Genomic DNA, 13,881 nt, shown 5'->3' on the forward strand with positions numbered 1-13,881 from the left:
GATCACCCCATGCAGACCTACCAGCAACCCGACGCCCGTGGCCACTTTGGCATTTACGGCGGCAGTTTCGTGAGCGAAACGCTCACCCACGCCATCAACGAACTCAAGGCTGCGTACGCGAAGTACCAGCACGACCCGGAGTTCCTCGCCGAGTTCAGGAGCGAGCTCGCCCACTTCGTGGGCCGACCCAGCCCGGTCTACCACGCCGCGCGCATGAGTCGCGAGACCGGTGGCGCGCAGATTTTCCTGAAACGCGAAGACCTCAACCACACGGGCGCGCACAAGATCAACAACACCATCGGCCAGGCCATGCTCGCCAAACGCATGGGCAAGCCGCGCATCATTGCCGAGACCGGCGCGGGCCAGCACGGCGTGGCCACCGCCACCATCTGCGCGCGCTACGGGCTGGAATGTGTGGTCTACATGGGCAGCGAAGACGTCAAGCGCCAGAGCCCCAACGTCTACCGCATGAAGCTGCTGGGCGCCACCGTGGTGCCGGTCGAGTCGGGCAGCCGCACTTTGAAAGACGCGCTCAACGAAGCCATGCGCGACTGGGTCGCCAACGTGGACAACACCTTCTACATCATCGGCACCGTGGCCGGCCCGCACCCCTACCCGATGATGGTGCGCGACTTCCAGAGCGTGATTGGCGAAGAGTGCCTGGTGCAAATGCCCGAGATGCTGGCCGCCGCCGGCTGCAAGAACGAGCAACCCGACGCGGTGGTCGCCTGCGTGGGTGGCGGCAGCAATGCCATGGGCATCTTCTATCCGTACATCGGTCACGAGAACACGCGCCTGATCGGCGTGGAGGCCGCCGGTGAAGGCCTGGAGAGTGGCAAACACTCGGCCTCGCTGCAAAAAGGCAGCCCGGGCGTGCTGCACGGCAACCGCACCTATGTGCTGCAGGACGACAACGGCCAGGTGACCGAAACGCACAGCGTGAGCGCTGGCCTGGACTACCCCGGTGTCGGGCCCGAACATGCGTTCCTGAAAGACATCGGCCGCGCCGAGTACGTGGGCATCACCGATGCCGAGGCGCTGGAGGCCTTCCACTACCTGTGCCGCACCGAGGGCATCATCCCCGCGCTCGAATCGAGCCACGCCGTGGCCTACGCCATGAAGCTGGCCAAGACCATGAAGTCCGACCAATCCATTCTGGTGAACCTCTCGGGTCGGGGCGACAAGGACATCGGCACCGTGGCCGACCTGTCCAACGCCGATTTTTATTGCCGACCGAGCTGCAAAGGGCAGTCGGTCAAAGGTGGCGTGGCCACCATCGAGGTGAAAAAATGAGCCGCATCGATGCCGCCTTCGCCGCGCTGAAAAAGCAGGACCGCAAGGCTCTGATTCCCTTCGTCACCGCCGGCTTTCCTTATGCCGACATCACGCCCGACCTCATGCACGGCATGGCCGAGGCGGGCGCCGATGTGATCGAACTCGGTGTGCCCTTCTCCGATCCGTCGGCCGACGGCCCGGTGATCCAGAAGGCGGGTGACCGCGCGCTGGCCGCCGGCATCGGCCTCACCCAGGTCATCACCATGGTGCGCACGTTCCGCGAGCGCAACGACACCACGCCCGTGGTGCTCATGGGCTACGCCAACCCGGTGGAGCGCTACGACCAGAAACACGGCGCGGGCGCCTTCGTGCGCGACGCGTCGGCGGCCGGTGTGGACGGTGTGCTGATCGTCGACTACCCGCCCGAAGAGTGCGAAGACTTCGCCGCCTCGCTGCGCGAGCACGGCATGGACCTGATCTTCCTGCTGGCCCCGACCTCCACCGACGAGCGCATGGCGCAGGTGGCTCGCGTGGCCAGTGGCTACGTGTACTACGTGTCGCTCAAGGGCGTGACCGGTGCCGGCACGCTGGATGTGGGCCAGGTTGAAGCGATGCTGCCGCGCATCCGCGCACACGTGAGCGTGCCCGTGGGTGTGGGCTTCGGTATCCGCGACGCTGAAACCGCGCGCGCCATCAGCCGTGCGGCCGATGCGGTGGTGATCGGCAGCAAGATCATCCAGCTGATCGAGAACGAGCCGCACGAAAAAGTGGTCGCTGTGGCCTCGAACTTCATTCGCACGATCCGCAAGGCGCTCGACGCATAATTCTGGATGGCGTCCTCGGGGCGCATCCGCACGGAGAAAAACCCATGTCCTGGCTCGAAAAACTGCTGCCCCCCAAGATCACCCCCACCGACCCGACCGAGCGCCGCAGCGTGCCCGAAGGTTTGTGGATCAAGTGCCCGAGTTGCGAGGCGGTGCTCTACAAAAATGATCTGGAAAAGAACCAGAACGTGTGCCCGCACTGCAGCCACCACCACCGGGTGGGTGCGCGCGCGCGGCTCAACGCGTTTCTCGATGCCGAAGGCCGCTACGAACTCGCGCAGGAAGTGCTGCCGGTCGATGCACTCAAGTTCAAGGACAGCCGCAAGTACCCCGAGCGTCTGAAAGACGCGCTGGAGACCACGGGCGAGACCGACGCGCTGATCGTCATGGGTGGCGCGGTGCACGGCATCAGCCTGGTGGTGGCGTGTTTCGAGTTCGATTTCATGGGCGGCTCCATGGGTTCGGTGGTCGGCGAGCGTTTCGTGCGCGGCGTGGAAGAAGCCATTGCCCAGAAGGTGCCGTTTGTGTGTTTCACCGCCACCGGTGGCGCGCGCATGCAGGAAGGCCTGCTTTCGCTGATGCAGATGGCCAAGACCAACGCCGCGTTGACCCGCCTGGCCAAGAAAGGCCTGCCCTACATCAGCGTGCTCACCGACCCGACCATGGGCGGTGTGAGTGCCGGTTTCGCGTTCCTGGGCGATGTGGTGATTGCCGAGCCCAAGGCGCTGATCGGTTTTGCCGGGCCGCGTGTGATCGAGAACACCGTTCGGGTGAAGTTGCCCGAAGGTTTCCAGCGCGCCGAGTTTTTGCAGACCAAGGGCGCGGTCGATTTCATCTCCGACCGGCGCGAGCTGCGCGCCACCATTGCCAATACCCTGGCCATGCTGCAGCGCCAGAGCGCTGATGCGGTGGTCAGCGATTGAGTTCCGAGCCTGCGGCCGAGGCGCTCACGCTGTCTCAGCTCCCCCTGTTTCCGCTGCAGACCGTCCTGTTCCCTGGCGGGTGGTTGCCGCTTCGCATCTTCGAAGTGCGTTACCTCGACATGATCGGGCGCTGTCACAAGGCGGGTGCACCGTTTGGTGTGGTCTGCCTGAGCGAAGGCAGCGAGGTGCGCCGGGCGAATCCCGCAGCACCGCCCACCGGTGACAGCTTCGCCAAAGAGGTGTTTCACGCTGTGGGCACGCTCGCCCATATCGAGAGCCTGGAGCGCCCCCAGCCCGGGCTCATGGTGATCAAGTGCCGTGGCCTGCAGCGTTTTCACATCAACCGCCGCAGCCAGCTGCCGCACGGCCTGTGGGTGGCCGATGTGACGCTGGACGAACACGAGTCCGTGGTGGCCGTGCCGCCCGACCTGGCGAACACGCGCGATGCACTGAAGCGACTGCTGCAAAACCTGCAGGAGCGCGACCCCGAGAGCCTGGACCAGTTGCCCCTGCAGCCGCCCTACCAGTGGGACGACAGCGGCTGGGTGGCCAACCGCTGGTCCGAGTTGCTGCCGGCACCGGCCGAACTCAAACAACGCTTGATGGCGCTGGACAACCCGCTGCTTCGCCTGGAGCTGGTGTCCGACCTGCTGGAGAAGCTGGGTCTGGAGAACTGAGCCCTCCTGCGGGCTTGCGTCAGGGCAGCAACGAGAGCGCCTGCATGTAGCGCTCGCTGACCATCAAAGTTTCCCAGTCGCGCGCTGCGGCGCGAGGCAACAAGGCCAGGCGCCGCTCTTCGCTCGCTTCGCTGGGCGCCCAGTCGCCATCCAGACAGGCCTTGGACAAATCGTTGATGGCCTCGTCAATCGGCGCACCGCCCTCTTCCACCGACTGGTTGCACAACAACACCATGTCGCAACCCGCCTGCAGGGCGGCCAGTGCGGCGGTGGTGAAGCTCACGGCTTGGCCATCGATCTGCCGTGCGGCGGCCATGCTGAGGTCGTCGCTGAAGATGGCGCCGGTGAAGCCCAAACGGTGGCGCAACACGTCTTGCAACCAGCGTGCGGAGAACCCGGCGGGGCGCGGGTCGACCTTGGGGTAGATCACGTGGGCGGGCATCACGGCCTGCAGGCTGGCCGAGAGCCAGCCATACGGTGCAGCGTCTTCTGCCAGGATGGCTTTGAGGCTGCGCTGGTCCACGGGAATGGCCAGGTGCGAGTCGGCCTTGACGAAACCATGACCGGGGAAGTGTTTGCCGCAGTTGCCCATGCCGCTTTGCAGCAGGCCGTGCATCAGCGCCTGCGCGAGCAGCGTGACGATGCGCGGGTCGCGGCCGAAGGATCGGTCGCCAATCACCGAGCTTTCGCCAAAGTCCAGGTCCAGCACGGGTGTGAAGCTCAGGTCGACCCCGCAGGCGCGCAGCTCGGCGCCGAGCACGTAGCCGGCCGCTGTGGCTGCGTTGCAAGCCTGCAAGGTGGCCACGCCTTCAGACTCACCGGGCTTGGCCGCGCGCATGGCCATGGCGCCCAGCGCGGCCATGGGTGGCAGGTGGGTGAAGCCATCGGTGCGAAAGCGCTGCACGCGGCCGCCTTCGTGGTCCACCGCGATCAGCAGGTCGGGCCGCACGGCCTTGATCTGGCGGCACAGCTGCGTGAGCTGCAACCGATCAAACCAGTTGCGGCCGAACAGGATGACGCCGCCCACCAGCGGATGGGCCAGGCGCTGGCGGTCCACCGTGGTGAGGCTGTGGCCGGCCACGTCGATGATGAGGGGAGCGTGTGGGTTCATGGATTGGGATCTCAAGATGGGTCAACGTCAGTCGCGCTCGACGATGACGAAGCTGGCTGCGTAATCGGTCTCGTCGGTCACGGTCACATGCGCGCGCAGTCCCTGGGCTTCAAACCAGGTCTTGAGCTCGCCGTGCAGCACGATGACCGGTTGGCCGCTGGGCAGGTTGGTGATTTCGCAGCGCCGCCAGGTCATGGGCATGCGCATGCCCAGACCAATGGCTTTGGAGAAGGCTTCCTTGGCGGAGAAGCGCGTGGCCAGAAAACGCAAGCCGCGCTGGGGCCAACGTGCGCTGCGTTTCTGCCAGACGGCGAATTCGGCGTCGCTCAGCACCTTGCGAACGAAGCGCTCGCCTTGGCGCTCGTACGTCGCCTGGATGCGCCGGATGTCGCAGATGTCCGTGCCAATGCCGAAAATCATCCGGCCTCGGCGATGCAGCGGTTGTACTCAGCGATGGTGGCGGCGTAGCCCAGCTCCAGCGCGTCGGCCATCAAGGCGTGACCGATCGAGACCTCGCTCACGCCGGGCACGGTGCGCAGGAAAGCCGTGAGGTTGTCGCGGTTCAAATCGTGCCCCGCGTTCACGCCCAGACCAACATCCAGCGCCGCCTGCGCTGCTGCACGAAAACGCTCCAGTTGCTCAGTCCGCTGCGGCGTGTACCACGCGGCGGCGTAGGGCTCGGTGTAGAGCTCCACCCGGTCGGCACCCACCGCCTTGGCGCCGGCCATCTGGTGGGCGTCGGCATCCATGAACAGGCTCACGCGCACACCCAGCGCACGGCACTCGTCGATGAGCGGGCGCAGGCGGTCGGTGTCGGCCGGAAAGCTCCAGCCGTGGTCGCTGGTGAACTGGCCTTCGCTGTCGGGCACGAACGTGACCTGGTGCGGCCGCACGGCGCGCACAAAGCCCATGAGGTTGTGGAAAGGGTTGCCTTCGATGTTGTATTCGCGGTCCGGCCAGGCCTTCATGAGCTCGGCCAGGTCGTGCACGTCGTGCGCGCGGATGTGGCGCTCATCGGGTCGCGGGTGCACCGTGATGCCGCGCGCGCCAGCCTGCAGGCACAACGTGGCCGCGCGGGTGACCGAGGGAATGCCGAGGTGGCGCGTGTTGCGTACCAGCGCCACCTTGTTGAGGTTGACCGACAGCGCTGTGCGCAAGTGGGGAGAGGTGGCCGCGTTCATGGGGTGGGCTCGGGGTTGGGGGTTGCCGTTTCACCCAGCGCGGGCGCTTCGGTGGAGCGGGGCCGCGTCATGGCTTGCACATCCAGCATGAGTTGCCGCGTCTTGAACACCCGCACGCCGCAATGGTAGTGCAGCAGGTGGCGCAGTTGCGGGCGCAGGGCTTGCAGTGCACCGGCACAGGCACGCAATGTGGTGATGAAGGGAGCCGGGCCGTCCATGGCGGCTTGCAGGCCCAGCCACTGCTCGCCGCTCAGCGGATGTGCATCGTCGCCATGGGCAACTCGCAAGCCACTCTCGGGCGTGAGCACGTAGAGCGCGTCGGGGTCGAGCGGCGCCAGCGTGTTGGCTTCCTGCGCCAGGTCGGGCAACAAGCCCACGTCGCGCAGCAGCAGCAGCTCGAACGCCCGCAGGATCACCTGCTGCGCATCGCTCTTCTCGGCCAGCAGTTGCACCGCCAGGGCGAAGTGGTCGAACAGGTTGGCGTGCGGGTCGTCGCGCGCCAGCAGGCGCATGAGCAGTTCGTTGAGGTAACTGCCCGAGATCAGCGCCTCGCCCGTGGGCATGACGTGTCCGCCCTGCCACTGCGCCGACTTGAGGGTGCGCACCTCGGCGTCTCCCGTCCACGACACATGCAACGGCTGCAGTGGCAGCAGCACCGGGCGGAACTGGGAGGTGGGACGCTTCACCCCTTTGGCCACCAGCGCGATGCGGCCAAAGTGGCGGGTGAAGACCTCCAGCACCAGACTGGTTTCGCTCCAGTCGTAGCGGTGCAGGACGAAGGCGGGTTCCTCGGAAACGCGTTTCAGGGCCACAGGTCAAGCAGCCGGCGGCTCACTCGTATCCGAACGAACGCACGCGTGCATCGTCGTCGGCCCAGCCCGAGCGGACCTTGACCCACAGCTCCAGGAACACCTTGCAGTCCCAGAGTTTTTCGAGTTCCTGGCGCGCCTCGGTGCCGATGCGCTTGAGCTTCTCGCCACCCTCGCCGATCACCATGCCCTTGTGGCCTTCGCGCTCCACCACGATGGTTGCGGCGATGCGCTTGAGGGCACCCTCTTCCTCGAACTTGTCGATGATCACGGTGGAGGTGTACGGCAGCTCGTCGCCGGTCAGGCGGAAGAGTTTTTCGCGCACCATCTCGCTGGCCATGAAGCGCTCGCTGCGGTCGGTCAGGTCGTCCGGATCGTGCATCCAGGGCTGCTGCGGCAAGAACTTCTCGCAGATGCCGAACAGGCGCTCGATGTCCTTGGCGGTCTTGGCCGACATGGGCACGAACTCGGTGAACGGGTGGCGCTCCTGCATGGAGCGCAGCCAGGGCGCGAGATCACCGCGGCGGTGCACCAGGTCGAACTTGTTGGCCAGCAGAATCACCGGCACGTTGGCCGGCAGCAGCGACAGCACCTTGGCATCGGCCAGGTTGAAGTGACCGGCTTCCACCACGAAGAGGATCAGGTCCACGTCGCTCACGGCGCCCATCACCGTCTTGTTCAGCGCGCGGTTCAGCGCATTGCCGTGGCGGGTCTGGAATCCGGGCGTGTCCACAAAGATGAATTGCGTGGGGCCCACGGTGCGCATGCCGGTGATGCGGTGGCGCGTGGTCTGCGCCTTGCGCGAGGTGATGCTCACCTTTTGACCGACCAAGGCGTTGAGCAAGGTCGACTTGCCCACGTTGGGCTTGCCGACGATGGCCACATAGCCACAGCGCTGCTCGGCGGGATCGATCTCGGCCACTTCTGCCACAGGAGCATCAGCCGGCATGGCAGCCGTTTCCTTGCTCAGCGCCTTGGCCAGCATGGCGTCGAGGTCGGGATTGGACGGCGGATTCACGGGTGTGCGGGGCATGGCTTCAAGGTACCTTGGCGGAAGGGGCGACATCGGGGGTCGCGGGTGGCAAGGCATGGGCCTGCTTCGGGTCGGCGGTGAGGTGCTGCAGCATGGCCGCGGCGGCGGCCTGCTCACCGGCCCGCCGCGACGCGCCGATGCCGCGTTCGCTGCGGCCGGTCTCGGTCACGGTGCATTCCACATCAAAGGTCTGCTTGTGCGCCTCACCCAGGGTGGCCACCACGCGGTAGACCGGCAGTTTCATTTTGCGCCCCTGCAGCCACTCCTGCAATTCGGTCTTGGGGTCCTTGCCCATGGCGCTCATCTGCGCGTTGAGTTCCAGGTCGCTGTAGAGGCGGCGCACCAGGGCGGCAGCCGCTTCAAAGCCCGCGTCGAGGTACACCGCACCGATCACCGCTTCGAGCGCGTCGGCCAGAATCGATGGGCGCTTCTGACCACCCGAGCGTTTTTCGCCGTCGCCCAACCGCAGGCCTGCCGAGAGGTTCAGGCGCGACGCGATTTCGAACAAGGTGTCTTGCTTGACCAGATTGGCACGCACGCGCGACAGATCGCCCTCGGGCAACTGGTTGAGTTTTTCGAACAGCAGGCCGGAGACCGCGAGGTTGAGCACCGAATCGCCCAGAAACTCCAGGCGTTCGTTGTGGTCGGCGGTGAAGCTGCGGTGGGTCAGCGCGCGCTCAAGCAAGCGCGGATTGGCAAAGTTGTGTTGCAGGCGCCGTTGCAGCGCCGTGAGTTCCGGATTCAAGAATGCGGGCGCTCCATCGAGCGCTCCCTGCCCAGGTTGCATGTCACTTCGAGCGGCCTTCGTATTTCATCAGGAGGTAAGCCGGGCCGGCGAGCGGGATCTCGCGGGTGTAGGCGTACGAAACCACCACGCGGTCGCCCTCTTTGCCCACCACCAGATCCTTGCCCGAAATGGTGCGGATGTCGTCGATGGTGGCGGCCTTGTCAAAAATGCTGCGCACTTCGGCCACGGTGGTGCCCACCGCAGCCTTGTCCACGGCCTTCTGCACCGCGACGTATTCGATGTAGGTGGGCACGACCTGCGCAAACACCACGCCGGCCAAGGCCAGCAGAATACCCACGATGATCAGGCCCATGAAGGTCAGGCCGCGTTGCTGTTGCTTCAATTTCATGACGTCAAGCTCCACAGGTGATGGTTATCATTCAAAGGATCCGATGCGCCCCAGATCGCCAAAATTCATCCAGACAAAAAAGGCCTTGCCAACAATGTTGCGCTCGGGCACGAAGCCCCAGTAGCGCGAGTCCAGCGAGTTGTCCCGATTGTCACCCATCATGAAATAGTGCCCTGCGGGCACCTTGCAGGTCACGCCTTCGACGGTGTACTTGCACCCGTCGGCAAACGGAAACTCGGCCGCCCCCGGAACGAACGCAGGCCTGTCGTCGTCGTTGAGAGTGCTGTATTTGCGCTGGTCCAGCGTTTCCCCGAACTGCTTGGAGTAGCGCATGGAGTCACCGTCGAAAAAGTCGGGCTGCGCCACGCGCGGAACCACCTTGCCGTTGACGGTCAGCTGCTTGTTCAAGTAGGCCACCTCGTCGCCGGGCACACCAATCACGCGCTTGATGTAGTCGAGGCTGGGCTGTGGAGGGTAGCGAAACACCATCACGTCGCCACGCTTCGGTTCGTTGTTGGCGATCAACTTCGTGTTGAACACCGGCAGGCGCACACCGTAGTGGAATTTGTTCACCAGAATCAGGTCGCCCACGCGCAAGGTGGGAATCATCGAGCCCGACGGAATCTTGAACGGCTCGAACAGGAACGAGCGCAAGACGAAAACGGCCAGGATCACCGGGAACAACCCCGCCGTCCAGTCCAGCCACCACGGTTGCGCCAGCAGCTTTTGCCGGGCGGGTTCCACATCACCTTCGACCTGGCTGAAGCCCTGTTTGATCAAGGCTTCCTTTCGGGTGTTGTGCTCCACCAGCAACTGGTCCGCTGCCCGCCGGCGCTGCGGCAGGAACACAAACTTTTCAGCCAGCCAGTACAGGCCTGTGACGGCTGTGGCCAGCATCAGCAGCAGCGCGAAATTGCCTTCGACCGCTCCGGCGTACCAGGCGCCCGCGTAGGCAACAAACGCACCCAGGATCACCGCAGTGACCGTTCCCATGAGCGCCTGCATCAGTCCTGCACCTGCAATATGGCGAGGAAAGCCTCTTGGGGAACCTCCACCGAGCCGATCTGTTTCATGCGCTTCTTGCCTGCTTTCTGTTTTTCGAGGAGTTTGCGTTTGCGGGAGATGTCACCGCCGTAGCATTTTGCCAGCACGTTCTTGCGCAATGCCTTGATGGTTTCCCGCGCGATCACGTTGCCGCCGATGGCGGCCTGGATCGCCACATCGAACATCTGCCGGCTGATGATTTCACGCATCTTGGCCACCACCGCGCGCCCGCGGTACTGCGACTGCGAGCGGTGCACGATGATGGACAGGGCATCGACCTTCTCTCCGTTGAGCAGGATGTCGACCTTGACCACGTCGGCCGCCCGGTACTCCTTGAACTCGTAGTCCATGGACGCATAACCGCGGCTCACCGATTTGAGCTTGTCGAAGAAGTCCAGCACGATCTCGCCCAGCGGCATGTCGTAGGTCAGCATGACCTGCTTGCCGTGGTAGGCCATGTTGAGCTGCATGCCACGCTTCTGGTTGGCCAGCGTCATGACCGCACCCACGTACTCCTGCGGCATGTAGAGATGCACGGTGACGATGGGTTCGCGGATCTCTTCCAGTCGGCCCTGGTCGGGCATCTTGGATGGGTTCTCCACCATCACCACCTCGCCATCGGGCTTCATCACCTGGTACACCACGCTGGGGGCGGTGGTGATCAGGTCCTGGTCGAACTCGCGCTCCAGCCGCTCCTGCACGATTTCCATGTGGAGCAAGCCGAGGAATCCGCAACGAAAACCGAAGCCCAGCGCCTGCGACACCTCGGGCTCGTACTGCAGCGAGGCGTCATTGAGCTTGAGCTTCTCCAGCGCATCGCGCAGCGAGTCGTACTGATTGGCTTCGGTCGGGTACAGACCGGCGAACACCTGGGGCTGCACTTCCTTGAAGCCCGGCAAGGCCTCGGTGGCCGGCCCGGCGTTGTTGGGTAGCTTCTTCTCCAGCGTGATGGTGTCGCCCACCTTGGCCGCCTGCAGTTCCTTGATGCCCGCAATGATGTAGCCTACCTCACCCGCCTGCAGCGATTCGCGCGGCTCGTTGCCCGGCGTGAACACGCCCAGGTTGTCGGCGTTGTAGACGGTGTTGGTCGCCATCATCTTGAAGCGTTCGTTCTTGAGCAGGCGACCATCGACCACGCGCACCAGCATCACCACACCCACGTAGGCGTCGTACCAACTGTCCACGATCATGGCGCGCAGCGGCGCATCGGGGTTGCCCTTGGGGTGCGGGATGCGCGCCACCACCGCTTCCAGAATGTCTTCCACGCCCATGCCGGTCTTGGCCGAACAAGGAATGGCGTCGGTGGCGTCGATGCCGATCACATCCTCGATCTCGCTCTTCGCGTTCTCGGGATCGGCGTTGGGCAGATCCATCTTGTTGAGCACCGGCACCACCTCCACGCCCAGGTCGAGTGCGGTGTAGCAATTGGCCACGGTCTGGGCTTCAACGCCCTGGCTGGCGTCCACCACCAGCAGCGCGCCTTCGCAGGCCGAGAGCGAGCGTGAGACCTCGTAGGAGAAGTCGACGTGGCCAGGGGTGTCGATCAGATTGAGGTTGTAGACCTGACCATCACGCGCTTTGTACTTGAGCGCAGCGGTCTGCGCCTTGATGGTGATGCCGCGCTCTTTCTCGATGTCCATCGAGTCGAGCACCTGCTCGCTCATCTCGCGGTCGGACAGGCCGCCGCAGAGGGAAATGATGCGATCGGCGAGCGTGGACTTGCCATGGTCGATGTGCGCGATGATCGAAAAATTGCGGATGTGATTCATCAGGAGAACGGCTCAAACACTGGGGAAAACCGCCGCTCCGAGCAGGAACGAGCGGCCATAAAAAAGGGCGCGTCAGCTGCTGACGCGCCCGTAACCAACAATCAATGGCAACTGCGATAGTTGGGGTTTCATTGTAGGCAAAAAGCCCGGAATGCACACCACCGAACCACCGTCAGCCCCTTGTTGCGACGCAACAACGTGAACTTTATGCACAGCATATCCACAAGGCGACGGGAAAACTTGTGGGCCGGCTGTGGACGACCTGGGGACTTCCGGGACTGCTCCCACATCGTGGGCCGATTCGGCATCGAAGTGTCGGAATTCCACCGGAATGCGGTCCATTTTAGCGAAATCGGTCAACGCGAGCCCAAGGATAGTAAGCATCCACTAACAAATCGCTCTTTCTTCGGAGCCGTTGCTCGGTTCAAGCACTGTGGCGAATAGGCCACCCCTGGAAAAAACCCCCAGATCCGGCAGGGTCTGGGGGTTCCGGTGCGGTGAGCTGTGGTCAGCGCACGGCCGTGATCAGCGTTGCGGTCGAATCACCGCGTATTGCGCCCACTCGCCACGGCGGAACAGCACATTCACGGGTCGCGATTTGTCGATTTTGCTGAGCGCCGCCTCCATGTCTTTAAGCGTCGCGGTGTCGGTGTTGGCGATGGCGACGATGACATCGCCCTCGCGCAGACCAGCGCGTGCTGCGGGGCCTTCGGCCGATGCAATGCGCACGCCGCCTTTGAGATTGAGCTCTTTCTTCTCTGCAGCGGTCAGCTCGGCCAGGCCAAGACCCAGCGACTGCACGGCATTGCTCGCCTGAGGCTTGGCAGGCTCGGGGGCTACAGCCCTCGCCTCGGCCTTCTCAGGCTCAAGCTCGGCCACCGTGACAGACAGATCCCGTTGAGCACCACGCCGCAAGACGGTCATGGTGCTCTTGTTCCCGGGCTTGGTGTTGCCCACGAAGCGAGGCAGGTCCACCGACTTCTCGATGACCTTGCCGTCGAACTTCAGAATGATGTCGCCAGGCTCCACACCCGCTTTCGCAGCCGGAGAATCAGGCTCCACGCCTCGCACCAGAGCGCCTTTCGATGCGCCCAACCCCAACGACTCGGCCACATCCTTGCTCACCTGATCGATCTGCACGCCGATGCGCCCGCGCGTCACACGCCCGGAGGTTTTGAGCTGATCGGACACCCGAACCGCCTCGTCGATCGGAATCGCAAACGAGATGCCCTGAAAACCACCCGAGCGCGAATAGATCTGGCTGTTGATGCCGATCACCTCGCCGCTCATGTTGATCAGCGGGCCGCCCGAATTGCCTGGGTTGATGGCCACGTCGGTCTGGATGAAAGGCAAAAAATCGCCGGTGTCGCGCTGCTTGGCGCTCACGATCCCGGCAGTCACGGTGTTCTCCAGGCCGAACGGCGAACCGATGGCCATCACCCATTCACCCACCCGCAGGCGGTTCACATCGCCGATCTTGACGGGCATCAGGCCCGTGGCTTCGATCTTCACCACGGCCACATCGGTTCGTTTGTCGGCGCCGACCACGCGGGCCTTGAACTCGCGCTTGTCGGGCAAGGTCACCAGCAACTCGTCTGCACCCTCGACGACGTGTGCATTGGTCATGATCAATCCGTCAGCGCTCAGGATGAAGCCCGAACCCACACCGCGTGGCTGCGCCTCCTCGGAGGGGCCACGCTCTTGCCTTGGCGTGCGCGGGGTCATGCCGGGGGGGACCGGGATACCGAAACGTTTGAAAAAATCGAGCATCTGCTCGTCGGGTGCGCCTCCAGTACCCGGGCGCGCCGCTGCAGCACGCTCCAACGTGCGGATGTTGACCACCGACGGTCCCACCAGATCCACCAGATCGGTGAAGTCCGGCAGACCCCGCACGCTGGCCGCCACGGGCGCCATCGGTGTCTGCGCGGACAGTGGCGCGTGCAGGATGAGCGCGGCCGTTCCGATGGCCGCCAATGCAGCGGAGGCGGTCATGGCCAGCAGAGGCTTTTGAATACGTTTCAGGTGCGTCATGGTGATCCTTTACACACAAGCAAATGGCAGAACCGGGCTGTGCGCGCAACTACGTTCTACCGAGCGCT

The 13,881-nt window shown here is 64.2% G+C and carries 14 protein-coding genes; 4 read left to right on the forward strand and 10 right to left on the reverse strand.

What is annotated here, in order from left to right; translation table 11 throughout:
• Window positions 1–9: 9 nt before the first annotated feature.
• Genes trpB through ACN4F8_RS08320 form a run of 4 tightly spaced genes read left to right on the forward strand, consistent with a single transcriptional unit; the run spans window position 10 to window position 3,699 of the window.
• Complete coding sequence (trpB, locus tag ACN4F8_RS08305) at window positions 10–1,293, forward strand: tryptophan synthase subunit beta (RefSeq protein WP_419473131.1); 1,284 nt, start codon at window positions 10–12, stop codon at window positions 1,291–1,293.
• Entirely contained in the window at window positions 1,290–2,099 is an 810-nt protein-coding gene (gene trpA / locus ACN4F8_RS08310; protein ID WP_419473132.1) for a tryptophan synthase subunit alpha, read from the forward strand. Before trpB ends, trpA begins: the two co-directional genes overlap by 4 nt.
• Before the next feature lie 44 nt (window positions 2,100–2,143).
• Entirely contained in the window at window positions 2,144–3,022 is an 879-nt protein-coding gene (gene accD / locus ACN4F8_RS08315; RefSeq protein ID WP_419473133.1) for an acetyl-CoA carboxylase, carboxyltransferase subunit beta, read from the forward strand.
• Window positions 3,019–3,699 (forward strand): LON peptidase substrate-binding domain-containing protein, encoded by a 681-nt coding sequence (locus ACN4F8_RS08320; RefSeq protein ID WP_419473134.1) that lies wholly within the window; start codon window positions 3,019–3,021, stop codon window positions 3,697–3,699. Before accD ends, ACN4F8_RS08320 begins: the two co-directional genes overlap by 4 nt.
• Window positions 3,700–3,718: 19 nt before the next feature.
• Here ACN4F8_RS08320 and nagZ read toward each other — a convergent pair whose 3' ends face one another.
• The 10 genes from nagZ to ACN4F8_RS08370 form a co-directional block, all read right to left on the reverse strand.
• A complete protein-coding gene (nagZ, locus tag ACN4F8_RS08325) occupies window positions 3,719–4,810 on the reverse strand; it encodes a beta-N-acetylhexosaminidase (RefSeq protein WP_419473135.1) in 1,092 nt (363 codons plus the stop codon).
• A gap of 27 nt (window positions 4,811–4,837) precedes the next feature.
• Window positions 4,838–5,230, reverse strand: coding sequence for a holo-ACP synthase (acpS, locus tag ACN4F8_RS08330; RefSeq protein ID WP_419473136.1), 393 nt, complete (start codon window positions 5,228–5,230; stop codon window positions 4,838–4,840).
• Window positions 5,227–5,991, reverse strand: coding sequence for a pyridoxine 5'-phosphate synthase (locus ACN4F8_RS08335; protein ID WP_419473137.1), 765 nt, complete (start codon window positions 5,989–5,991; stop codon window positions 5,227–5,229). Before ACN4F8_RS08335 ends, acpS begins: the two co-directional genes overlap by 4 nt.
• Window positions 5,988–6,803, reverse strand: a complete 816-nt coding sequence (gene recO, locus ACN4F8_RS08340) for a DNA repair protein RecO (protein ID WP_419473138.1) — start codon at window positions 6,801–6,803, stop codon at window positions 5,988–5,990. Before recO ends, ACN4F8_RS08335 begins: the two co-directional genes overlap by 4 nt.
• Before the next feature lie 19 nt (window positions 6,804–6,822).
• Window positions 6,823–7,833, reverse strand: a complete 1,011-nt coding sequence (gene era, locus ACN4F8_RS08345) for a GTPase Era (RefSeq protein ID WP_419473139.1) — start codon at window positions 7,831–7,833, stop codon at window positions 6,823–6,825.
• Between the two features lie 4 nt (window positions 7,834–7,837).
• Entirely contained in the window at window positions 7,838–8,620 is a 783-nt protein-coding gene (gene rnc, locus ACN4F8_RS08350) for a ribonuclease III (protein WP_419473140.1), read from the reverse strand.
• Between the two features lies 1 nt (window position 8,621).
• Window positions 8,622–8,969, reverse strand: coding sequence for a DUF4845 domain-containing protein (locus ACN4F8_RS08355; RefSeq protein WP_419473141.1), 348 nt, complete (start codon window positions 8,967–8,969; stop codon window positions 8,622–8,624).
• Between the two features lie 27 nt (window positions 8,970–8,996).
• Window positions 8,997–9,962 carry a signal peptidase I gene (lepB, locus tag ACN4F8_RS08360; protein ID WP_419473142.1) on the reverse strand — a complete coding sequence of 322 codons (966 nt, stop codon included), beginning with the start codon at window positions 9,960–9,962 and terminating at the stop codon, window positions 8,997–8,999.
• Window positions 9,963–9,973: 11 nt separating this feature from the next.
• The gene (gene lepA, locus ACN4F8_RS08365; protein WP_419473143.1) at window positions 9,974–11,782 is read right to left on the reverse strand and encodes a translation elongation factor 4; all 1,809 of its coding nucleotides are present in this window, start codon (window positions 11,780–11,782) and stop codon (window positions 9,974–9,976) included.
• A 525-nt stretch (window positions 11,783–12,307) separates the two neighbouring features.
• On the reverse strand, window positions 12,308–13,813 hold the full coding sequence (locus tag ACN4F8_RS08370) for a DegQ family serine endoprotease (RefSeq protein WP_419473144.1): 1,506 nt from the start codon (window positions 13,811–13,813) through the stop codon (window positions 12,308–12,310).
• Window positions 13,814–13,881: the final 68 nt, after the last annotated feature.

This window comes from Hydrogenophaga sp. (genome assembly GCF_048549895.1).
Taxonomy (GTDB): domain Bacteria; phylum Pseudomonadota; class Gammaproteobacteria; order Burkholderiales; family Burkholderiaceae_C; genus Hydrogenophaga.

Excerpts from the sequence above, each read along its gene's own strand:
- trpB (WP_419473131.1), top strand. The coding sequence starts at position 10 with ATGCAGACCTACCAGCAACCCGACGCCCGTGGCCACTTTGGCATTTAC.
- trpA (WP_419473132.1), top strand. The coding sequence starts at position 1,290 with ATGAGCCGCATCGATGCCGCCTTCGCCGCGCTGAAAAAGCAGGACCGC.
- accD (WP_419473133.1), top strand. The coding sequence starts at position 2,144 with ATGTCCTGGCTCGAAAAACTGCTGCCCCCCAAGATCACCCCCACCGAC.
- nagZ (WP_419473135.1), bottom strand. The coding sequence starts at position 4,810 with ATGAACCCACACGCTCCCCTCATCATCGACGTGGCCGGCCACAGCCTC.
- acpS (WP_419473136.1), bottom strand. The coding sequence starts at position 5,230 with ATGATTTTCGGCATTGGCACGGACATCTGCGACATCCGGCGCATCCAG.
- ACN4F8_RS08335 (WP_419473137.1), bottom strand. The coding sequence starts at position 5,991 with ATGAACGCGGCCACCTCTCCCCACTTGCGCACAGCGCTGTCGGTCAAC.
- era (WP_419473139.1), bottom strand. The coding sequence starts at position 7,833 with ATGCCCCGCACACCCGTGAATCCGCCGTCCAATCCCGACCTCGACGCC.
- rnc (WP_419473140.1), bottom strand. The coding sequence starts at position 8,620 with ATGCAACCTGGGCAGGGAGCGCTCGATGGAGCGCCCGCATTCTTGAAT.
- ACN4F8_RS08355 (WP_419473141.1), bottom strand. The coding sequence starts at position 8,969 with ATGAAATTGAAGCAACAGCAACGCGGCCTGACCTTCATGGGCCTGATC.
- lepB (WP_419473142.1), bottom strand. The coding sequence starts at position 9,962 with ATGGGAACGGTCACTGCGGTGATCCTGGGTGCGTTTGTTGCCTACGCG.
- lepA (WP_419473143.1), bottom strand. The coding sequence starts at position 11,782 with ATGAATCACATCCGCAATTTTTCGATCATCGCGCACATCGACCATGGC.
- ACN4F8_RS08370 (WP_419473144.1), bottom strand. The coding sequence starts at position 13,813 with ATGACGCACCTGAAACGTATTCAAAAGCCTCTGCTGGCCATGACCGCC.